This is a genomic window from Synechococcus sp. PCC 6717, assembly GCF_022698185.1.
Classification (GTDB): domain Bacteria; phylum Cyanobacteriota; class Cyanobacteriia; order Thermosynechococcales; family Thermosynechococcaceae; genus Thermosynechococcus; species Thermosynechococcus lividus.
In genome coordinates, this window is the sequence record NZ_JAKLTV010000003.1 from 105506 (window position 1) to 126840 (window position 21335).

23 protein-coding genes and 2 pseudogenes are annotated in these 21335 nt (G+C 54.0%); 5 read left to right on the forward strand and 20 right to left on the reverse strand.

All coding sequences use genetic code 11. The annotated features are described in order from the left end of the window. Positions 1-42: 42 nt before the first annotated feature. The 8 genes from cruG to L5470_RS04745 all read right to left on the reverse strand — a co-directional run bounded on the left by cruG (position 43) and on the right by L5470_RS04745 (position 8113). The gene (gene cruG, locus L5470_RS04710) at positions 43-1236 is read right to left on the reverse strand and encodes a 2'-O-glycosyltransferase CruG (RefSeq protein WP_499498474.1); all 1194 of its coding nucleotides are present in this window, start codon (positions 1234-1236) and stop codon (positions 43-45) included. Beyond that, positions 1233-1556: a cell division topological specificity factor MinE gene (gene minE, locus L5470_RS04715; protein ID WP_099798336.1), complete on the reverse strand. Its 324-nt coding sequence runs from the start codon at positions 1554-1556 to the stop codon at positions 1233-1235. The genes cruG and minE overlap by 4 nt, the downstream gene beginning before the upstream one ends. Then, entirely contained in the window at positions 1553-2356 is an 804-nt protein-coding gene (minD, locus tag L5470_RS04720; RefSeq protein WP_099798337.1) for a septum site-determining protein MinD, read from the reverse strand. The genes minE and minD overlap by 4 nt, the downstream gene beginning before the upstream one ends. A gap of 200 nt (positions 2357-2556) precedes the next feature. Beyond that, positions 2557-4152: a polysaccharide deacetylase family protein gene (locus L5470_RS04725; RefSeq protein WP_499498475.1), complete on the reverse strand. Its 1596-nt coding sequence runs from the start codon at positions 4150-4152 to the stop codon at positions 2557-2559. A 131-nt stretch (positions 4153-4283) separates the two neighbouring features. After that, the gene (gene pstB / locus L5470_RS04730; RefSeq protein WP_499498477.1) at positions 4284-5087 is read right to left on the reverse strand and encodes a phosphate ABC transporter ATP-binding protein PstB; all 804 of its coding nucleotides are present in this window, start codon (positions 5085-5087) and stop codon (positions 4284-4286) included. Beyond that, the gene (gene pstA / locus L5470_RS04735; RefSeq protein ID WP_499498479.1) at positions 5081-6010 is read right to left on the reverse strand and encodes a phosphate ABC transporter permease PstA; all 930 of its coding nucleotides are present in this window, start codon (positions 6008-6010) and stop codon (positions 5081-5083) included. Before pstA ends, pstB begins: the two co-directional genes overlap by 7 nt. Continuing rightward, positions 6011-7024 carry a phosphate ABC transporter permease subunit PstC gene (gene pstC / locus L5470_RS04740; RefSeq protein WP_499498481.1) on the reverse strand — a complete coding sequence of 338 codons (1014 nt, stop codon included), beginning with the start codon at positions 7022-7024 and terminating at the stop codon, positions 6011-6013. It abuts the gene before it with no gap. A gap of 81 nt (positions 7025-7105) precedes the next feature. After that, positions 7106-8113, reverse strand: a complete 1008-nt coding sequence (locus L5470_RS04745) for a PstS family phosphate ABC transporter substrate-binding protein (protein WP_157768325.1) — start codon at positions 8111-8113, stop codon at positions 7106-7108. 292 nt (positions 8114-8405) lie between these two features. On the opposite strand from L5470_RS04745, the gene L5470_RS04750 reads away from it, so the two are divergent. Next, a complete protein-coding gene (locus tag L5470_RS04750) occupies positions 8406-9293 on the forward strand; it encodes an alpha/beta fold hydrolase (RefSeq protein ID WP_499498483.1) in 888 nt (295 codons plus the stop codon). Here L5470_RS04750 and L5470_RS04755 read toward each other — a convergent pair. The 7 genes and pseudogenes from L5470_RS04755 to mgtE form a co-directional block, all read right to left on the reverse strand. Next, a complete protein-coding gene (locus tag L5470_RS04755; RefSeq protein ID WP_499498485.1) occupies positions 9290-9571 on the reverse strand; it encodes a YdcF family protein in 282 nt (93 codons plus the stop codon). The genes L5470_RS04750 and L5470_RS04755 overlap by 4 nt on opposite strands. Positions 9572-9598: 27 nt before the next feature. Further along, the gene (locus tag L5470_RS04760; protein ID WP_499498487.1) at positions 9599-10225 is read right to left on the reverse strand and encodes a YdcF family protein; all 627 of its coding nucleotides are present in this window, start codon (positions 10223-10225) and stop codon (positions 9599-9601) included. Between the two features lie 318 nt (positions 10226-10543). Beyond that, entirely contained in the window at positions 10544-10960 is a 417-nt protein-coding gene (locus tag L5470_RS04765; RefSeq protein WP_499498489.1) for a hypothetical protein, read from the reverse strand. Further along, on the reverse strand, positions 10914-11282 hold the full coding sequence (locus L5470_RS04770) for a winged helix-turn-helix domain-containing protein (RefSeq protein ID WP_499498491.1): 369 nt from the start codon (positions 11280-11282) through the stop codon (positions 10914-10916). The genes L5470_RS04765 and L5470_RS04770 overlap by 47 nt, the downstream gene beginning before the upstream one ends. After that, positions 11248-11568: pseudogene (locus tag L5470_RS04775) on the reverse strand (MgtC/SapB family protein); the annotation flags it as partial. The pseudogene L5470_RS04775 and the gene L5470_RS04770, both read right to left, overlap by 35 nt. A 27-nt stretch (positions 11569-11595) precedes the next feature. After that, a complete protein-coding gene (locus L5470_RS04780; protein WP_238376758.1) occupies positions 11596-11799 on the reverse strand; it encodes a DUF7219 family protein in 204 nt (67 codons plus the stop codon). Between the two features lie 168 nt (positions 11800-11967). Further along, positions 11968-13347 (reverse strand): magnesium transporter, encoded by a 1380-nt coding sequence (gene mgtE, locus L5470_RS04785; RefSeq protein ID WP_499498493.1) that lies wholly within the window; start codon positions 13345-13347, stop codon positions 11968-11970. 922 nt (positions 13348-14269) lie between these two features. On the opposite strand from mgtE, the gene wecB reads away from it, so the two are divergent. Next, complete coding sequence (wecB, locus tag L5470_RS04790; protein ID WP_499498495.1) at positions 14270-15445, forward strand: non-hydrolyzing UDP-N-acetylglucosamine 2-epimerase; 1176 nt, start codon at positions 14270-14272, stop codon at positions 15443-15445. Here wecB and L5470_RS04795 read toward each other — a convergent pair. The 4 genes from L5470_RS04795 to L5470_RS04810 form a co-directional block, all read right to left on the reverse strand. Beyond that, positions 15434-15697, reverse strand: coding sequence for a TMEM14 family protein (locus L5470_RS04795; RefSeq protein ID WP_414358080.1), 264 nt, complete (start codon positions 15695-15697; stop codon positions 15434-15436). The two genes, wecB and L5470_RS04795, sit on opposite strands and share 12 nt — an antisense overlap. A gap of 28 nt (positions 15698-15725) precedes the next feature. Next, the gene (locus L5470_RS04800) at positions 15726-15968 is read right to left on the reverse strand and encodes a hypothetical protein (RefSeq protein ID WP_499498497.1); all 243 of its coding nucleotides are present in this window, start codon (positions 15966-15968) and stop codon (positions 15726-15728) included. A 287-nt stretch (positions 15969-16255) separates the two neighbouring features. Continuing rightward, on the reverse strand, positions 16256-16399 hold the full coding sequence (locus L5470_RS04805) for a hypothetical protein (RefSeq protein ID WP_499498499.1): 144 nt from the start codon (positions 16397-16399) through the stop codon (positions 16256-16258). Then, the gene (locus L5470_RS04810; protein WP_499498501.1) at positions 16386-16778 is read right to left on the reverse strand and encodes a winged helix-turn-helix domain-containing protein; all 393 of its coding nucleotides are present in this window, start codon (positions 16776-16778) and stop codon (positions 16386-16388) included. The genes L5470_RS04805 and L5470_RS04810 overlap by 14 nt, the downstream gene beginning before the upstream one ends. A 378-nt stretch (positions 16779-17156) precedes the next feature. Between L5470_RS04810 and L5470_RS04815 the strand changes: the two genes are divergently transcribed. Both L5470_RS04815 and L5470_RS04820 read left to right on the forward strand, forming a co-directional pair. Continuing rightward, on the forward strand, positions 17157-17357 hold the full coding sequence (locus L5470_RS04815; RefSeq protein ID WP_099799391.1) for a heavy-metal-associated domain-containing protein: 201 nt from the start codon (positions 17157-17159) through the stop codon (positions 17355-17357). After that, a complete protein-coding gene (locus L5470_RS04820) occupies positions 17357-19618 on the forward strand; it encodes a heavy metal translocating P-type ATPase (protein ID WP_499498503.1) in 2262 nt (753 codons plus the stop codon). Before L5470_RS04815 ends, L5470_RS04820 begins: the two co-directional genes overlap by 1 nt. Before the next feature lie 96 nt (positions 19619-19714). Here the strand turns inward: L5470_RS04820 and L5470_RS04825 are convergent, their stop codons facing one another. Continuing rightward, positions 19715-20773 (reverse strand): PstS family phosphate ABC transporter substrate-binding protein, encoded by a 1059-nt coding sequence (locus L5470_RS04825; protein WP_499498505.1) that lies wholly within the window; start codon positions 20771-20773, stop codon positions 19715-19717. A gap of 211 nt (positions 20774-20984) precedes the next feature. On the opposite strand from L5470_RS04825, the pseudogene L5470_RS04830 reads away from it, so the two are divergent. Then, a pseudogene (locus L5470_RS04830) lies at positions 20985-21266 on the forward strand (zinc ribbon domain-containing protein); the annotation flags it as partial. Positions 21267-21335 lie beyond the last annotated feature (69 nt).

Below are 21335 nucleotides of genomic sequence, written 5' to 3' on the forward strand. Positions count from 1 at the left end.
TATATCCTACTTCTTGATCGGAATTAGGGAGATTACAACCTGTTACACAGCGCTGTACTGGCGGCCTCGCCACTGTTTGGGGCGCTGCCCAGAGGAGAGGCTAATGCGCCAAACCGCAAGGAAATCAGCAAAAGGCGACAGCCAAAAGAACGCGGATCCTTGTCTGTGGTGCCAATCATACACCGGCGCGATCGCCACCATCATCGCCATGCGAATCAGCAGCAGCCCCCCGTTCAAGAGCATGGCCAGTTGCAGAGGCAACAGAGGGGGAGCCGCTGTTAACCCCGCAAGGGTCAGCAAGAATAGGGGCAACGGCAATCCTTGTACCGCCCAGAGAAAATAGACATCCCCCCATACTTGGGCTACGGGAGTTGCATCCTTCAAATCCAGCGATCGCCCCCACTCCCGCCAAGTTTCCGCCATCCCCTCGTACATCCGCACCTTGAGCAGCCGTGAACCATCTCGAAAGCCAACCCGCGCCCCCCGTGCCGCCGCAGTGCGCACCAAGGTCACATCATCGCAAAACGAGGAACGTGCCGCACTGTAGCCTTGCAGTTGCTCGAGAAGAGACCGGCGAATCAGCAAACACTGGCCATTGGCAAGAATGCGCTCCGGCTGGGACTCTACCACCCGCGCTGCCCCAAAGCGGTAGATGAGCGTTATCAGTAGCGCCGGTTGCAGCCACCATTCTCCCGCCGACTTGAGGATAAACTGCGGCGAGAGAGAGACCACATCCAGCTCATCGGCTGCTGCTGTGTACAACAGACTGGCCACTAAACCGGGCTGAGGTTGCGTATCGGCATCAATTCCCAAAATCCACTGGCTCTGAGGATGAGCGCGACAAAAGCCGGTGTGCAATGCCCAAGGCCGCCCCACCCATCCCTTCGGAAGCGGCGGATCAAACTCTAGGCGCAGGCGCGGATCTCGCTGCTGTGCTGCTCGCACCATATCGGCCGTGCCATCGCGGGAGTGACTATCCACAATCAGGATTTCGCGAACCTCATAGCCTTGGCGCATCAACCCCTCCAAGCACGGTTGTAAGCGCTGAGCCTCATTGAGAGTGGGCACGACAATGGTTACTGTCCCCAGATTGGCTAAACAAGACGGCTGAGGTTGTAAGGGTTGAGGTCGTTTTAACCCAGCCCATAACCGCGCCAATAAAATTGCTACCCATGGTGCCTGTAGTGCGATCGCGACGGTGGCGATCGCCCCTAAACCGACTGTTAATGCACTCAATTGGAATCCGCCTCCTGAGAATGCGGTGTCTGATCAATGTCCTGAAGCGGTTCTGGTTCGGCCACCTTAAGGCGCTTAATGGGTAGGTTTGCAATTAGAGCCGTTGTGCGTTGATCCGATTCCAGCGAAACCTCTAACCCATCGGTTTCTAACTCCACATAGCGGGAGACCACCTCCAGAATATCGCGACGCAAATTTTCTAAAATGTCAGGGGTCAAGGCAGTGCGATCATGGGCCAGCACTAGCTTTAACCGCTCCTTGGCCGTGGTGCGACTGGGGGGCGTGCGTGTAAACAGCCGCTCCAGCAGTTCACTAATCATCCCTTTGCCCCAAAGAAACGGCGAATGCGCTTAAAAAGTCCGCCGGTAGCAGCATGGAGATCTAAAAATTCAACGGTCTCCCCTTCCAAACGACGGGCAATATTCAAAAATGCCTGTGCAGCTAAGGATGGTGGGTCAGCCAGCACCAGCGGCTCTCCCTTATTGGTGGAGACAATCACCTTTTCGTCTTCGGGGACAATCCCCAGCAGCGGAATTGAAAGAATCTCTTGCACATCTTCCACTGACATCATATCGTTGGCCGCCACCATCGCAGGTCGCAACCGGTTCAAAATCAAATGACTTTTACGAATACGGTAGGCTTCCAGTAAGCCAATCACGCGATCCGCATCCCGCACCGCTGCAATTTCCGGGGTGGTCACCACTAGGGCTTCCTGGGCTGGGGCAATGGCATTGCGAAAGCCACCTTCAATGCCTGCTGGGCAGTCAATTAGCACATAGTCATAGTGCTTAGCTAGCGCCGTAGCCAACTGCCGCATTTGATCGGGAGTGATGGCATCTTTATTGCGGCTCTGGGCAGCGGGGAGTAATGCCAGTTTATTCAGACGCTTATCCCTTACCAAGGCTTGATCTAGACGGCACTGACCCGTCAACACATCAATGGCCGTATAGACAACTCGGTTTTCCAGCCCCAGGAGCAAATCTAAGTTCCGTAACCCAAAGTCAGCATCGATGAGTACCACCGATCGCCCCAACTTGGCTAAGGCCATACCAATGTTGGCACTGGTCGTGGTTTTACCCACGCCCCCCTTGCCAGAGGTAATGACAATCGTACGCCCCATGGAACTCCCTAAGAATTTGAGCCTTGCCTTAGCACTGCCGCCACACCCCTTACACTCATTGGCTAGGGCGTGAGGCGAACAGGTACAATTATGCTACAAACTTGGCCTTTCCCACAGACAATTGACACTTGCCTATTATTTTAGGTTTTTAACTAATGAGTGGTTCGGGGAGCGATACGTCCCGCGCTGTACCCGTAGGGTCAGCGTCGGGAGGATGTCACATTGGGAGTGCGATCTAAGAGCCGTTTGTACTCGCGTTGCTTCACTTGGGCGAGGGGATAAACGAACGAGCGCTCAGAAATACGCTCTAATTCGGCGATCGCCCCTTGCAATTGGTGAGTTACCACCGCCCACTCTTGTGCCTTCGCCGCAGTCAGTGCCTGCTGCCCCATAGCGAATGCTGCTTGATAACGATTTTCCGCAATGATTTCAAAGGCAAGCCGCTGTTGCACCCACGATAACGCTTGCTGTTGCTCTTTGAGGGCGGCAGCAATCTGATGCCGTTGCGCGGGTTCCAGCGGGCTGCTGGCGATCAACTCTGCCCGCAGCGCCTGACAGCGCGCCTCTAGCTTAGCGACCAAAACCTCTAACTGTGCCGTTTCCTGAATGGTTAACCATTCGGGGTGGTGTAGCTCCCCACTGGGGTCACTGGCCTGTAGCAACTCGGGCAGGGTGAGGAATTCGTAACCCTTGGCGCGTAAGTCTTGAATCATTTTGGGCAAGGCCGCCACCGTTGCCGCACGGTTGCCCCCGCCATCGTGGAGCAAGACAATTCCCCCCGGATGCGCCTGACGAATAACGCTAGTGGCAATCTGTTCACTGGTTTGGCCCGGTAGCCAATCCTGTGGATCCACAGACCACATCACCACCCCATACCCCTGCTGGGTGGCTCGACTCGCTAGCCCATTATTTAAGCGCCCCCCCGGCGGCCGAAATAGTTTGATATTTATGCCAGTCACCTGCTCAATGTACTGCTGGGTGTGGTCAACTTCCCGCATGGCGGCGCTAGGCGTGTAGTTATGATAGCGGTGCGACCACGAATGATTGGCTAAGGTATGTCCCTCCTGCACAATCTGCTGTGCCAATTCCGGATACGCTGCAACCGCACTGGCGATCGCAAAAAAGGAGGCTTTGATATTTTCCTTTGCCAGAATATCTAGCACTTGAGTCGTATAAATCGGATCAGGCCCATCATCAAAGGTTAAGGCAATGAGCTTTTGGCCAGCGGCAAGGGGCACAGAATTAAAGACCCGACCGCGAAACGACTCCGGCGGTACATAGCGAAACAGGGGTGGAGTGGCTGGCGCAAGTGTAGCAGCAGCATTCAAAATCACTGAACGCACTTGAGCCGGACTGGCGGCGGGTGCGGCCTCTAGCCAAACGCTGGGAGACTGCCAGTGTAATCCGGCTCCCACACTGAATAAAATGGCAACCCCCGCAGCCAACAGCAGTGGCTCCGTGCGGTAGGGGCGATCGCTCCTCTGCCCAACCTGCTCGGGCGCTGGCACATCCTTTGGACGTAAGCGTACTCCCCAACCGGGCTGGCTACCCCCCAGTTGCCGCCCATAGACATCAATGGGTTGCAGCAGAGAACTAGTAAGCAAATCCCCGAGAGCATCAAGGCAGCTACGCTGATCAGGAATCTGCTCTGCTTCAAGGAGAATGTTCCAACCATCTTGAGCGTATGCAACACGCACACTGGTGGCTTGGGGAGCAAGACGCAGCGCCAAGGCTTGGGCAATCTCCTGAGCCGATGGCAGGCGATCGCAACCCACAACAACACCAGCAGCCGTCACGGCTAATTCTCCCTAAAATAATAAAATAATCTGATCTAAATAATTAACCGTAGCCTAGCCGTGAATCCGTGATTGCGGCTACATTTTAGGCCAGATCTTCAGGTGGCCTAAGACCAAACAGCCGCTGCTGCCTAGCCAAAGCGACCACTGACATAATCTGCGGTTTTTTGCTCCTGAGGATTATTGAAGATCACTGCCGTCGGATTGTACTCAACGATCTCCCCCAAATACATAAAGGCCGTATATTCCGACACACGACTGGCCTGTTGCATATTATGGGTGACAATCAGTATCGTCACTTGATGTTTAAGTTCCGTAATCAGCTCCTCAATACTGACCGTAGCAATCGGGTCTAAGGCGGATGTTGGCTCATCAAACAAAATGATGGCCGGATCGGTTGCCAGGGCACGGGCAATACATAAACGCTGCTGCTGTCCTCCCGAGAGCGCCGTTCCTGATTCCTTGAGACGATCCTTCACTTCATCCCACAATGCCGCACTCCGCAGCGATCGCTCTACCACCTCATCCAACACAGCCCGATTGTTAATACCGCGCACCCGCAAACCGTAGGCAATATTGTCATAAATAGACTTCGGAAACGGATTTGGCTTTTGAAAAACCATGCCAATCTGCATCCGCACTTCAATGGCATCCATTTTGAGGAGATTGCGGGGCGACTCATGCCCCAAAAGAATATCTCCCTCATAGCGGTTACCGGGATAGAGATCATGCATCCGGTTAAAACAGCGCAGCAGCGTAGTTTTGCCACAGCCCGATGGACCAATCAAGGCCGTTACTTTTTTTTCATAAACCGGCAAATTGATTGATTTTAGTGCCAATTTATTCCCATAGTAAAAGTTTAAATTCCGCACTTCAGCAAGAGTTTGCAATGGCGGATTTGTTGTTGAGGTAACAGAATCGTTAGGGTTTACCATTTGATACTTTTCCGAAAACGATAACGCAGATAAATTGCCAAAGCATTGACACCAAGCGTGAGAACCAACAGCACAATCCCTGCCGCTGCGGCATTGATCTGAAATGCATCTTGAGGTCGGGACACCCAATTGAACATTTGAATGGGTAACACCGTAAAAGGTGCCCATACCCAGTTAAACGAAATAAAGGGAAACTGAGTCGTTAGCGGTGAGTCCGGCAGAAATGTAATAAACGTCAATGCACCAATGGTAATGAGCGGTGCAGTTTCGCCAATTGCCCGGGAAATACCCACAATAATGCCAGTGAGAATACCCCCCATCGAATAGGGCAGCACATGGTCCGCAATCACTTGCCAACGACTGGCACCGACGGCATAGGCCGCTTCACGGATGCCTTGGGGAATGGCTCGCAACGATTCCCGAGTCGTTACAATCACAATCGGTAAAATCAGCAATGCCAACGTAAAGCCTGCGGTAAGAATACTTTCCCCCCAGTTGAGGATATAGACAAAAAAGCCTAGCGCCAGCAAGCCGTAAATAATTGAAGGAACGCCTGCTAAATTAGTGATGTTGATCTCAATAAAGTCCAACAGCCAATTTTTGGGGGCGTACTCCTCAAGGTAAATTCCTGCTGCAATGCCAAGGGGAACCGCCACCAACGCAGTGACAAAAATGACTAGCAGACTGCCCACCCACGCAACTAAAAYCCCCGCCTCTTCAGGATCGCTACTGGGAGGAGACGTAAAAAACCGCCAATTTAACATTGGCCAGCCGCGAATCAGTAGATCAGAGACCAAAAGCACAAGGGTTGCCAGTGCTATAAACAGAGAAAAGACACCGACGACAATAAACACCTTTTCCCAGCGCTTACGGACTTGGATGGAGCGCAAAATTGCTGCCGGATGGCTAAAATGATTGGGCATCTAGTACACCTCCCGATAGCGGCGACTAATAAAGTACCCCGCAACATTCAAAATCAAGGTTGCCACAAAGAGCATGATTCCAGCAGCAAAAATCGACTGGTATTCTAGGGAGCCGTGGGGTAAATCGCCTAAACTCACCGACACAATGTAGGCGGTTGTGGTCGCAGCTCCCTCTAACGGATTAAACGTTAGCTTTGGCTGCAATCCAGCGGCAATGGCAACAATCATCGTTTCGCCCACCGCCCGCGACAAGGCCAAAATATAGGCGGCAACAATCCCGGAGGTAGCAGCAGGCATGAGAACCTTAATGGCAGTTTGCAAGCGGGTTGCCCCCATCGCGTACGAGCCTTCCCGTAGATGTACGGGCACGGCTCGCAGTGCATCCTCCGCCAAGCTAGTAATGTAAGGAACAATCATCAGCCCTACAACAATACCGGCTCCCAGCATATTAAAGCCCGGTAGCTCAAAGTATTCCCAAGACTCCTTCCCCGGAGCAAAGAACTGCTGAACCTCTAGGATGATTTTTTGCAGCATGGGCGTAACAAACAGGAGAGCAAAATAGCCATAGACTACCGTGGGCACGCCCGCCAGTAGTTCCAGAACCGGCTTGAGGAACTCCCTTACTTTAGCAGGGGCAAATTCACTTAAGTAGATGGCGGCAATGGTACCAAAGGGGATAGCGACGCAACTGCCCACCACGCAAGTGGTAAAGGTGCCCGAGAGCAGCGGCAAAATGCCAATGCTAATGGGCTGAATCAGGGGTGACCATTCAGTCCCCGTGAAAAACTCCACTAATGCTGCAAGAAGGGACTCTTGGTGCTCCTCCATCACTTTTTCAAAAAAGATCATTGTTTCTGCAAACAAAATGTAAACGATCACGAGGGTGGTGATCACCGAAGAGATGGCTGCTAAAAACAGCACGGTGGCAATAATCCGTTCTCGCCAAAGCCTAATAGTGCGGGAGGGCAGGGTAAGGGGAACCTTATTTGTAGAGGGGAAGGGTTGTTCTACCATCAGTGCGCGTCCAACCAAAAAAAGTTAAAAGGGTGCAGGCCTAGCATTTACCTCCACCCTGTAGAAAAAAAGAATCAGAATTTACTGAGGGGTCATTTTTAGCAGTTGGTTAATTGTCAGCCCAATCGCCTCTTTCCCACCAAAGACAGTACCAACCCGGTTTTTGTTAAAGTTGGCCAGAATGGTTTTGTAAGCACTAGTAGGCAGGGGAACATACCGCACTTTCTTCACTAGTGCAGGTGCATTATTCAAGTAATAGGTCACAAATTGCTTGACTTCGGGGCGTTGCGCAGATCGCGAGTTAACGTAAATGAAAATAGGGCGAGAGAGGGGCTGATAGGTACCATTGAGCACGGTTTGTTCCGAAGGAAGTACAGGCCCTTTGCCATTGTCGATGGCTACCGCTTTAAGGCGGTTACGGTTTTCGGCGTAGTAAGCATAGCCAAAATACCCAAGGGCACCGCGCTCCCGAGACACCCCTTGCACTAAGACGTTATCGTCTTCACTGGCCGTATAGTCCTTACGGCTCACTTTGGCTTTGCCGTTGATGGCCTCAGTAAAGTAGTCAAAGGTACCTGAATCAGCCCCAGCACCAAACAGCTTCAGAGGAAAGTTGGGGAATCCCTGACGCACTTGGCTCCAGTTATTGATCTTGGAGTCGGGAGACCAGATTTTTTTCAGCTCATCAACCGTTAAGTTTGTTGCCCATGTATTTTGAGGGTTGACAACAACAGTGAGGGCATCGTAGCCAATAGGCAATTCGATAAAGCTAATCCCCGCTGCTTTACAATCAGCAATTTCTTTTGCCAAGATGGGGCGCGATGCATTGGAAATATCTGTTTCACCACGGCAGAACTTCTTGAAACCACCACCTGTACCAGACACACCAACGGTGACTCGTACCTTACCCCCTTGGGCTTTTTGGAACGCTTCGGCAGCAGCTTCTGTAACTGGAAAGACGGTACTCGAGCCATCAATGCGTACGGTAGGCGTGCCTTGGGAGAGGGCATGGGGCATGAGGCTGGCCGAGAGAGCAGTGACAGCTGCCAGAACCCCTAAACGGGCATAGGTTTTTGCAGATGTGAACATGATGATGTTCCCTAGCGGAGTAAACAACGATAGATTCGGACATGCAATATAGCATCTAGGCTGGGTGTGGCCGCAACATGTTTGCGAAGGCATTCGCAATGGCTGAACCTTTCACACCCTTCATTCGCCAGAATAATCACCTTGTCTTAGAAATCAGGTTAAGTACAGGGAAAAGTTTGGTTAAAATTACTACCAACTATCAGGAATTGGCCATATTGTAAGGGTGAGTAACACTGCCACCATTCAAATGGTTGGCTCAGTTACGTTTCTTAAACTCCCCTGCAAGAGGCCAATGATGCAGCCACTACCAACGAAAACCTATGACTGGCAAGGGTTCTCCTGTGCCTATCGGTTTGCCCCCGCCACTGCAACTCAAACACCGCTGCTGTTCATTCATCCGGTGGGGGTGGGGTTATCGGGGCGCTTTTGGGATCGGTGTATTGCCGCCTGGCAAGAGGGCGATCGCCCCTTGTATGTCCCAGATTTACTCGGCTGTGGCGAGAGTGCTATGCCTCATGTGGCCTACTATCCTGAGGACTGGGCAGCGCAGTTAAAATTCTTTATTGAATCAGTGATTGACCAAGTGGTGGTGCTAGTGGTGCAGGGGGCACTGTTTCCAGTGGCCATGGAACTAGTGAGCCAGTGTCCTGAACGCATACGGGGGATGATCTTGAGTGGGCCACCAACCGCGTCACTGATTACCGAATACACCGATCGCTACTGGCAACAGGTGCGTTGGAATCTTTTTGACTCTCCCTTGGGCTGGGGGTTTTATCTCTATGCTCGCCAAGAAAGCTTCTTGCGCCAATTTTCCATTGATCAGCTGTTTGCTCAGCCAGACGCGGTGGATTCTGAGTGGTTGCGGATGCTGGCAGCGGGTTGTGCCAACCTAGACAGCCGCCACGCGGTGTATTCCTTCCTTTCAGGGTTTTGGCGCAAAGATTATCGCAGTGCGATGAAGCATGTACACCAGCCTGTTTTGGTGGTAATGGGGAATCAAGCGTCCAGTATTAGTCGCGATGGCGTTGCAGATTCACCCCTAGATCGCCTGAAGTTCTACACCGAAACGTTTCCGAATGCTGAAGGAGTTGTCATTCCGGGGCGTAATGTTCTGCCCTACGAGTCCACGGCTGCCTTTGTGGAGGCCTCTCAGCAGTTTCTAGCGGCCAAAGAGCTTTAGAGCCAACCCCGCAGACGATAGATCAGTAGTCCCTGATATTCCCGCAGCGCTATGGTAGTGATGTCCATATTATAGGGAGTAGGAATGAGGCTCAAGAAGAGATTCTGCCATGTCAATGAGCGGGCAATGGAGGGGTAGCGATAGTCAGTGGGTGCCGGAATGACCTCTAGGCCAAGTTTGCGAAAGATTGCGACGGAGCGGGGCATGTGGTAGGCCGAGGTCACCAGCAGTAGTTTGCCGGTGATGTTCTGCGCCGCTAGTAACTTTTTCACGTTCACAACGGGTAAGGCTGGAAGCCTCGTACTTCAGTACGGGGAAGAAAGCTCCTTTAGCAACTTTAGTTGCCTTAGGGTATAATAATACTGCGGACACCAGAAACGGTTGGTCAAGGCACTGGTAACGGTCGATTGGGGGTGTTGTAAACCACCCCAGAGGCTCGCGGTTGGCTTGCTAACTGCAGGGCTACTGAAAGCTCCCTGCTTTAGCTGGGAGTAGTTTACAGCATTCTCATAGGTGTTCAGTGAGGTGGAGTCGAGCAGAATTTGGCTGGCAGGTACCCCACAGGTCTGGGCAATTTCCGCCATGTCGGCGGCTTCTCCCCGTTGTGAGGTTTCCCCTAACCAGCCAATGCGGCCACCGCTCAAGATTAGATAGGGAGCATAGCCCTGTTGCTGTAAACGCGCACCATAGAGAATGCGATCGCCCTCTTCGGTCACTTCAACCCAAGGACGGGGGGTGGTTTGGGGCACAACAGCTCCCCCTAACACCACGATCGCCGCTGCTTGAGGCATCGGTTCCGGGGGCAGATGTTGCTGCTCTAGAGATTTCATCAGGGCAGCGGCCACATAGTCATTGCCACTCAGCACCAGAATCAAAAAGCCAATGGCGAGGGCGATCGCCGCCTGTTGAGGGGCACGCCAAAAGCACACCATTGTAAAGATTAATGCCCAACAGACCAGTGACAGCGGGTAAAAAAGGGGGGGCAAGAGCTTTGAAAGTAAAAGTAATAGATCGACCAAGCGCACCTGTCACAATCGAGCACAGCGGAAAAGCAGTCAATGCTAGCCATTGTACACCCCTCTCTTTTCAAGCAGCGTTAACTGCACCGCTCTCGGAGGTTTTTGCTCCTTTTTTTTGTTGGCAACGTGGGCAAATCGCCTCGGTTGTCTTTGCTTCCACTATAAGAATCAATTCTCCCGCAACATCGGTATAATCTTCAACCTCAATTCCAGGTAGGTTGAGTAGATCAGTTAGAAGTAGCTGCATATCTCAGATTTCGTATAGCATGTTACATTAGCATACCAAGTCCGATAGACCCTGCCTTCTAGTAAGACTTCTGTAAGATTGTAGAGTGCAGGTGCGATTAGATTGCCGATAAATCGATGGGGGCGAGTCGCCGCTTGGCGCGTCAACCAGTATGCCTGTATTGTCGTCAGTTCTTCATATTCGTGGTACACCACCTCCCAGATTCCCGCTGCGGAAGTACCGATCTGCTGCAATTGTTGGTCAAATTGCTGTTGGCGATCGCGGGATACAAGGACGTAAATCACCGTTGCAAAAAAAACTAAAATTGCTGTAATGGCCAAAAAGTAAAACAGCAGCAAGCGGTTACGCAGGCGGTTAAACCGCAGATTGGAGAGTTGGGTTAAGTCGGTAGCCCAAGCCATACACTGTTTCAATTAAGTTGGGGGGTGCTCCTGCTAACTTCAGCTTCTGACGCAGACTGCGCAAGTGCGCTTTGACCGTGTCTTCCCCAGGCAGGTCATCAAATGTCCAGACTCGTTCTAGAATGAGCTGGCGTGACAAAATGCGGCTGCCGTTCTTCAAAAAAAGCTCAAGTAAAGCATATTCTTTAGGGGTTAAGCGCAGAATGATACCATCATAAAAGGTTTCGCAGGAGTCTACCCTGAGCAGGAGCTTTTCCCAAGTCAGTGTCTCTGCAAAGGGGAATGTACCCCGATCCGGCAAAGGCTCCCACCGCGGCTGCACACCAGATGGTGGCGGCAGTGTTCAGGCCACGGACGCTGGCTCCTTCCTTGAGGATCACGCCACCGGCCAAAAAGCCAATCCCCGATACCACTTGGGCCGCAATACGGGTCGGGCTGCTTTCATCAGGGGTGAGAACCGAGAGCATGACAAACAAAGCTGCACCCGTGGCCACCAAGGTGTTGGTGCGTAAGCCGGCCATACGCTGCCGCCACTGTCGCTCCAGGCCAATGAGGGATCCCAGGACAAAGGCAACGGCCAAACGCAAGGTGAAGTCAATCCAGGTCATGCTCCGGTTCTCGTGAAAGGATAAAGTTTAGCCATCCTCATCTGGGATCCCAAGGGCAGTGGCTTCCTGTTGCAAGGTTTGCCAGAGGGCTTCCAGTTGAGCAAAGGCGGATTCTGGGGCCAGCTTACCACCTGTTTCTAAAGCACAGGTTATGCCCACCCGATAGGCATACTGCTGCAGCCGTGACCGAAATTGAGCAGCAGCCAAGGGAGATAGAACTTTCAAGGTCATGGCACACCTCCTCAATAAGATATAGATTTGGACAAATTGAATGGAATGAGAATCTGAGAGACTTCCCTAGCTCGCTGCTTTCGTGGCCCCCCCGGAGGATCCCCTGAGGTCAGGGAAGCCCGGAATGGATTTGCACTGCCCACGGGAATAGCTATAGAGATGGTGGCCTTAAAACTCGACTTCAACGCCCACCAACCAACCTACCAACATGAAATACACCCAGAGTCCGGTGAAGTCTTTAATGGTGGTGATAAAAGGATCCGCTCCCGGAGCGTGGTCAAAGCCCAGCTTTAACATCACCCAGGGCAAAATGGCGCCCAAGATAGCCCCCAACGTGATCACTACGGCCAGAGCCAAGCCCACCGCTAGACCCAATTGTGGGATCCCATTGGGTGCCCCCTGCCAGAAGTAGGCAATCACCCCAGCCGTGGCCCCCAGGATCACACCGATAATGCCACCAATGCTGGCTTCCCGCAGCAAATAGGGGAAAAACTGCCGCACGTTGATGTGGTTCCAGGCCAGGCCACGGGCAAAAATCGTGGTGGATTGGGTACCGACATTACCGCCCATATCCATGACCAAGGGGATGAAAATAGCCGCTGCCGTCACCGCCTCCAACACCTCCTCAAAGGTTTCGATCACTCCCCCCACCAACATGCCGCCAATCAAGGTGATGATTAAAAACGTGATGCGCAGGCGGACGGCATACCAACGGGAGCCTTTAACCAGGCGCTCGCTCCAAACCTTGTCTCGGCTGAGCAAGCTGCCCACCCCTGCTTGGGCCAGAGCGGCGTCGGTGGCTTCTTCTTCCACCAAGTTGATGACATCTTCAAAGGTGATATCTCCCACCAAGCGCCCTTCCGTATCCACCACCGGAATGGCCGGCAAGCCGGAATCTTTGAGCAAACGGGCTGCCTGGAGATCCCGGTCGGTAACCCGAGCAACACTATCCGATCCCTCAATCAGCTCCCGAATGGGCAAATCCGGATCTGCTTTCACGAGGCGCACGGTGCGAACCAAACCTTTGTAGAACCGCTGATCGTCCACCACAAAAATCACATCCAGCTCATCGTCTCCCAGTTGAGAGTCCCGCACGCTGGCCAGAGCAGCCCCGACGGTGAGGGTATCCCGTACCGACAAGTAGCGCAGGTTCATCAGCCGACCGGCACTGCGCTCTGGATAACCCAGCAAGATATTCACTGCTTCCCGAGCTTCTGGGCTGAGGTTGGCAATGAGGCGCTTGGTTACTTTGGCCGGCAACTCCTCAAACAGACGCACCCGCTCATCCGGAGGTAAGGCTTCTACCAGCCGGATCACTTCTGGGCTTTCCATGCTGCGAATGAGATCGGCCTGCTCTTCGGGCCGCAGATACTCAAACACTGCAATGGCTTTGTCTTTTTCCAGCAAGCGGAAAGCCAAAACCCGCTGCCGAGGTGAAATCTCCATCAACTGCTGCACCAGCTCGGCAATGGGAGCGCGGTTGGCCTCTCGCTTGGCGGCTTCCAAGGAAGCAGGGGTTAGGAGATCGCGAAGAATGTTGTGCCGCATGATAAACCTCCGAACGTTGGGGTCAGCCGGGATGAAGAGAACCAGGAGGTCAACAGCCAACCGGTGCTCCGAGGCTCACAGGGAAGCCCTGAAACCCTTGGATGGCCGCGCAGCAAGCCGTAGGTCTAGCGCCAAGCCTCCAAGCCCAGCTTGGATCGCAAGCGCCCAAGCCGATAAAAGGGACTCCAAGGGATCCCCAGGCCTGCGGAAACCCCAAAACCCACAACGGGAAAGTCAAGGGGAATCCCCTCGGAATTACTCCTGATCTCCCCTTTTCTGAACAGGGCTGCACAAACCCATTGCTCAGGTAAGGCTCTGCTCAGCTCATCTGTTCGTCGCCGACTGAGAGAGCCACCCAAGTCAAAAGCTAGCCGGGAAAACTCTCCCACCCCTTCGCGTTGGCGAAACGGGATCCTCTCAAGCGACGACAGAAGCTGTCAGCGGGGAAAAGGAAGACACCAGTAAGAGCCCAATCTTCAAGAACGTGCTCCTCGAAGACCATCCACTGGTGGCTGGCGCTACGACTACCGGAAGCGTCCATGCTGTTGAACGTTTTCCTCCAAAAAGGTTAACCGAAACAACCCGGACAGCCAGAAGAGGATCTCTTCAGCCTCCTTTAGGCTAGTTGCAGGAGTGGGATCCCGTCAACCCTTTTTCTCCAGCTCATCCGGTGAACAATCGGCGGAGCAGCTTGAGGGTAAGATCGGGGTGAGCAGCAATAGCCCCCTTGTGGTTCCTCTCGTCTCGACATTGCCCTCAGCCTGACTCAGCAGAGTCTACATCTCGGTGGCTTGCGACCTTGAGCAACCCACGCCCTTCGCCGCCTCTGTTTTGTTAGTGGTTTTTGTTAGTGGTTTGTTGGTGGCCTTGCTTCAATGAGCTGCGCTTCCCATCTCCTACAGGTGCCGATGTCCTTGAGCTTATGGCCTCTCTTCCCCTCGTTGCCGTGATCTTGGGCACACGGCCCGAAGCCATTAAGCTGGCCCCGGTGATTCAAGCCCTGCGTGCCAGTCCCCATCTGCGCACCGAGCTGATCTTGACCGGACAACATCGGGAAATGGTGGATCAGGTGATGCGGCTATTCGGTCTGCAAGCGGATCGGGATCTGGCGATCATGCGCCCCCGCCAAAGCTTGACGGACATCACCGAAGCCACCTTGCGGGGCCTAGAACTCTACTTTCAAGAGCAACATCCTCAACTGGTTTTGGTGCAGGGAGATACCACCACCGCCTTCGCTGCCGCCTTGGCAGCTTTTTACCACCGGATCCCGGTTGGGCATGTGGAAGCCGGACTGCGCACCGATGATCTCTACAATCCTTTCCCCGAAGAGGTCAATCGCCGCCTGATCTCCCAGTTGGCCAGCCTGCACTTTGCCCCTACCCCCCAAGCCGTTGACAACCTGAAGCGAAGCCACGTGGTGGGATCCATCCACTGCACCGGCAACACTGTCATCGACGCCCTACTGCAGGTGGCCTCCCAAGGGATCCCCTGCCCCATTCCCGGCCTGGACTGGCAGCGCTACCGTGTCCTGCTGGTTACCGTGCACCGACGCGAAAATTGGGGGGATCCCTTAACTGCCATCGGCAAGGCTCTGCTGCAGATTTTGGCCGAGTTTCCCGATACCGCCCTTCTTTTGCCCCTCCATCCCAACCCCTTGGTGCGGGATCCCCTGCAAGCCCTGTTGGGATCCCATGAGCGGGCTTTTCTCACTGAGCCTCTGGACTATCCCCTCTGGGTGAGCGCCATGCAGCGCTGTACCCTCATTCTCAGCGACTCCGGCGGCATTCAAGAAGAAGCCCCTGCCCTGGGCAAACCGGTGCTGGTGCTGAGGCAGACCACCGAACGTCCTGAAGCGATTGCCGCCGGCACCGCCCGCTTGGTGGGCACCCATCCCGAAGGGATCCTGAAGGCAGCCCGAGAATTGCTCACAGACCCGCAAGCTTATGCCCGCATGGCCCAAGCCCAAAACCCCTTTGGCGATGGCACCGCCGCCCGGCAGATTTGCCACATCATCGAGCGGTGGTTTAATCCGCAAAGCCGCTCTGAAAGACTACGCAACACTGGTCGCTTTAGCGGGACGGAGTCCCTACGAAGCTGAACTTTGCCCAGCATGGAGAGGAGAGAGCAAAGAGAAGAGATTTCTTCCTCTCACTCCTCCCTTCTCACTCCTCGCCCCTCGGTACTCAAAAGGCTGGTTGTGAAGGACTGCACGGCCAAGTTCAGTCAGTTCGAGACCCAGTACGTGCCCCCCGACCAGAGACTTGGAGCTTTTGCCCTTCACATAGCCGATTGCTCCGCCCACCAAAAGCAGTGCCCCGTAGACCAGCAAGGTGATTTGTGCGGTCAGCATGATGGGGAAAACCTTGTCCTCTCCGGGCTTAATCCACAAGGATATCGCGAATCAAGGGCAGGCGAATGCTGATGTAGCGGTTGAGAATCGAAGCATCGACACTGCTGAGGGCCTGTTTTTTTTGACAAGCGCTCAGAAGCAGATTCACCAAGTCATCGTCACGCTTTGTGAGCCAATCTGGCCTGCCAATCTCGCTGACCAAAGACCAAAACTGGCGTACCATTTCAGGAGTCATGGCATCCATTTTGTGGAGATAGGGGCTGAACTGCAAAAGAATGGTCTAGGCCATCGATCTGATTCTAGAAAAAAGACGTCATCCACGAGGACAATATTTCGGCTCCGTCACAACTTAGGATAAGATGTCACGCTTTCCCACAAAGCTCAGCAAGCAGTGCCCCTTCCGGCTTTGTGAGGATCTTAGGAGGGTAAACCGGCAACTCCTGACGTGTATCAACATTCATTAGGCGTTAAAAAACGATGATTCCTGTCAAAATCTCGACATCAGCACCAGAAGATCCGCAAGCCCCCTTATCCAAGCTTCCAGATAGGGAGCAGATGCTAGCGCAAGGTGTACTGTAACCCATAGGCTCCTTCCTCTCCCGGCTTATGGGTGTTGGCCCGCAGGGTGTAGGTGCCGGTGCGGGGCAGAAAGGCAATCATGAGAGCATCGGTTCCACCACCTTGGTCATCATCCCAAGCCATACACTGTTTCAATCAAGTTGGGGGGTGCTCCTGCTAACTTCAGCTTCTGACGCAGACTGCGCAAGTGCGCTTTGACCGTGTCTTCCCCAGGCAGGTCATCAAACGTCCAGACTCGTTCTAGAATGTACTGGCGCGTCAAGATGCGGCTGCCATTCTTCAAAAAAAGCTCAAGTAAAGCATATTCTTTAGGGGTTAAGCGCAAAATAATACCATCATAAAAGGTTTCGCAGGAGTCTACCCTGAGCAGGAGCTTTTCCCAAGTCAGTGTCTCTGCAAAGGGGAGTGAACGCCGACGCAACAAGGCGCGCACCCTTGCCAGTAGCTCAGACATCTCGAAGGGCTTGATGATATAGTCATCGGCTCCTGCATCCAGACCCACGATCTTATCGGCAGTTTTKACACTCCCMCCGACTAAAGTCGGGGGATTCTTACGTAGTCCACAAACGAACTCGTAAAGGCGKGAGCAAACCGCCCCTACACAGTTCCTAGAGGCAAAGCCCCAAGGTTCTGCTTACTTGTAGCAACTGTCGCCGATTGGGTTTTTCACCAAGGATGGCGACCAAGTATAGTCTAGCACAGAGCAACTAAAGTTGCTTTAGGGCTTTTCCTCTCCGTACTTTAGTACGGAGCTACCAAGCTAACCCTCTGTGTGGAGGGAACCGCTCCCCACTATACCGTCTTTGGCGGTAGGGTTCCCCCTTGACTCTCCAGTGGACTGGAGACTGAAGGATAGAACTAACAGTAGGTATAACATGCCATGGAACTCAAACTCTACGTCCCTGATATGGCCTGTAGCGCCTGTCGTGACACCATTACCGCTGCTATTCAGGCCATTGATCCGGCGGTCACCGTGCGTGCCGATTTGGAAACAAAATGGCTCCAGATTGAGACCACTGCGCCCGAGCCAAGGGTTCGGCAGGTCATCCAGCGGGCAGGCTATACCATCAAGGAGGTGTGATGGCTCAGATTGCCTTTACCCTGCGGGGGATGCGTTGTGCTGCCTGTGGGAATATCGTTGCTACAGCGGTGCGGCAAGTGCCCGGCGTGAGTCAGTGCGATGTTAGCTTTGGTGCAGCTCAAGCAATGGTGACCTACGATCCACAGCGGGTCAGTTGGCAGGCGATCCAGCAGGCGATCGCCCAAGCGGGCTATGGGGCAGAACCGCTAGTGAATACCGACCTGTTAGCTGAGGCCACGGCTGAAGACAACGCCCAAGCGGTAACGATGCAGGAACTGCAACACCGCTTGTTCTTGGCAGGGGGGGCAACCTTAGTGCTGGTGGTGGGCAGCCTTCCCATGATGCTGGGGGTGTCTATCCCATGGCTCCCGATGTGGCTGCATCACCCGTGGCTGCAACTGGCACTGACAACACCAATTCAGTTTTGGAGTGGGGAGTCATTCTATGGGGGGGCGTGGAAAGCACTGCGCTACCGCAGCGCCACCATGGATACCCTCGTGGCCTTGGGAACCAGTGCTGCCTATTTTTATTCCCTGTTTGCCACACTCTTTCCCTCAAGGGTTGAGCAGCACGGCCATGCTCCCGATGTGTATTACGAGGTGTCTGCCGTTGTGATCACGCTGATTTTACTGGGGCGATGGCTAGAGCACCGCGCTAAGGGGGAAACCACCACTGCCCTTCGCAAGTTGATGGGGCTGCAACCGAGCACCGCCCGTGTTCTGCGCGATGGTATGGAGCAAGAGGTGCCAGTCAGCGCCGTTGGAGTGGGGGAGATTGTGGTGGTGCGTCCTGGGGAGAAAATTCCGGTGGATGGTGAGGTGATTGCCGGTGCTTCGACCGTGGATGAGGCGATGGTGACGGGGGAAAGTTTGCCGGTGGCTAAGGGAGTGGGGGACGAGGTGATTGGGGCGACCCTCAATCAAACAGGCAGCTTGCAGATCCGTGCCACCCGGGTGGGGCAAGAGACGTTTTTGGCTCAAATTGTCCGCTTAGTACGGCAAGCCCAAGGTTCAAAAGCGCCGATTCAACGGCTGGCAGATCAAATCACGGCGTGGTTTGTGCCTGTGGTGATTGCGATCGCCATCGTGACCTTTATCCTCTGGTACAGCGTTGCGGGCAATGCCACCTTGGCACTCCTCACGACCATTGGAGTGCTCATTATTGCCTGTCCCTGTGCTTTGGGGTTAGCCACCCCCACCTCGATTATCGTGGCCACTGGCAAGGGGGCAGAGTATGGTGTTTTGTTTAAGACTGCTGCCAGCCTAGAGCAAGCCCAAGCCATCCAAGTCCTTGTCCTAGATAAAACCGGCACCCTGACCCAAGGCCATCCCACCGTTACGGACGTTATCACCCATGGGGCAGAACCACTAGAGGTGCTCACCCTTGTGGCCTCTGTGGAATGGCACTCCGAACATCCCTTGGCAGTGGCAGTGGTGACCTACGCCCAATCCCAAGGGGTAACGCTGAAGGAGGTGACTGACTTTCAGGCGATCCCCGGCAGTGGCGTGGTTGCCACCGTGGCCACACAAACTGTCCATATCGGCACCCAGCGTTGGCTAGAGGAACTGGGGATGGCAACCCACGAGTTCGCCGCCGCAGTGCACACCCTAGAGGCACAGGGCAAAACGGTGATTTGGCTGGCGATCGCCCAAGGGGTGGTGGGGGTGATGGCCATTGCAGATACGGTCAAACCGGAGGCGGCAGAGGTTGTGCGTACCTTACACGCCCTAGGGCTAAGGGTTGTCATGCTCACCGGCGATCATCCCACCACAGCTGCGGCCATTGCCCGGCAAGTGGGAATTGATCAGGTCTGTGCCGGTGTTCGCCCTGATCAAAAAGCAGCTACCATTGCGCAACTGCAAGCAGAGGGCAAGCGAGTCGCCATGGTCGGAGATGGCATTAATGATGCCCCCGCCTTAGCCCAAGCAGATGTCGGTATTGCCATTGGCACCGGCACGGATGTGGCGATCGCCACCAGTGACATCACCCTCATCTCCGGAGACCTCCACGGCATTGTCACTGCGATTCAACTGAGCCGTGCCACAATGCGCAATATCCGCCAAAATCTCTTTTTTGCCTTTGTCTATAACGTGGCCGGCATTCCCATTGCCGCAGGCATTCTCTATCCCCTTTGGGGCTGGCTCCTGAATCCAATGGTGGCGGGGGCAGCGATGGCCTTTAGTTCGGTGTCCGTTGTCCTGAATGCCCTGCGCTTACGCCACTTTCGTCCCCAAGTCGTTTCCCTCAGGCATCCCTTATGACCCAGACAATCACATTTTGGGCCACGCTAGTTGGGCTTGGCTTTCTCCTTGGGGTCACCTCTGGCCTCTTGCTGGGCAGTTGAGGAGGGCTAGCCCCTAGCGCAACCGTACATAACCTGCTTGTTCGATGGCAGATTGCCCTTGATTGGTCAACAGTAGGGCAGCATAGGCACGCCCCGCTTGGGCATCGGCACTGCCATCCGCCTTCACAATAACGAACAGTCGCCGCGTGATTGGGTAGCTGCCATCTTGAAAAGCACGAGCATTCAGACGATTCCGCTGAGCTGGGCAGCGCGCCGGTTCAACGTAAGGCAGTTGATAGGGAGGCACAAAGGTATTAGCTTGACGACCCAAGGGTAAGGGGCGAATACTACACTGACCAACAATTTCCGGTGCAGAGCCGTAGTAAATCCCCCCAAGAGTGCTTGCAACGCGGCGAAGGCCATCGGTAGTGTCCCGCACCATAACCACATTGGAGCCTAGGAGCCGTTCCCCCAGCACCTCCTTGATAAAAAACTCGACCGTGCCGCCGTCCTCTGGTCGGCGCGAAAAGGCAGTAATGGCTAAGTTAGGTCCCCCCACTTGGCTCCAGTTGTTCACTTTACCGGTGTAGATGTCTATCACTTGATTAACGGTGAGACCGGCAAGGGGAAGGTTGTGGTTGACGGCGATCGCCAAGCCATCGATCGCCACTGGAATAGCGTCAAGGGGAGTGCCTTGGCTCTGGGACTGCTGCCGTTCCTGATCATTGAGGGGGCGCGACGACTGAGAAAAGGCCAGTTGATTATTCAAGAGCATCCGAATACCGCTGCCAGACCCTGGCGTACCCGTGGGCGGATCCACGTACCGCAGCCGAAAGTTAGGCCATACCGTTTGAATTAAGGGATCCACATCGCGGCGAATGGGTGCCCACGTGGTACTGCCCCCATAGTTAAAAACACCACTGGGCACCTCCCGAACTTCAGCAAAGGTCTCAACCATGACGTCCGGCGTGCTGGGGGTTGAGCCGTCTTGAGTGAGTAGCTCCCCAAGAGGATTTCCCGTCTGAGAATTCAGTAACCGCATCACCAACACCCCTGCCACCCCCACAATAGCGATCGTAAAGATGAGGGAGATTAGCAGCGGCAGCACATTATTGTTATTACCTTGGGACATAGGTAGGATCGGCAAACACTCTGCCCTTAGACTATCCCAACTTCAGCTAAAAACCGCAGGAGCCCTGCCCTTTGTCTGTAGGACAAGGGTCAGGAGGAATGTGGCTCTTGACTTTGATGATGTATCATAGCGCTACGGCTCAAGTCCTGAGTATCTCTTGCAAACTCAAGGTATCGCAGTCACAAGCCGCTAAGCTGGATGCCACGTTGTACTGGCAGGGGTTAACCTTGTGGTTGTGCCGCCGGCCTACACATTGCAGACTTGCCACAAGTGCCTGCATATTCATCCTGACCGGAGCAAATCCTATCGGTTGGGCAAGATGTTTACGTGCGGTCATTGTGGCTGGCAAGGGGATGCAGACTTTAACGGTGCGAATCTAATTGCGCTTTTGGAGCTGCCTGTAAACCAGCCTAGAGGTATGGCTGACGCCACCTACGGAGCGTGGTTGGCGTGCCAACTGCAGGGCTACCGAAAGCCCACGCTCTGTTCGTAGGAGGAGCGTCGGGTAGTTTACCAAGTACACTGAAGAATAGTGCTTGTACAGCCTAGTATTTATCGCGTT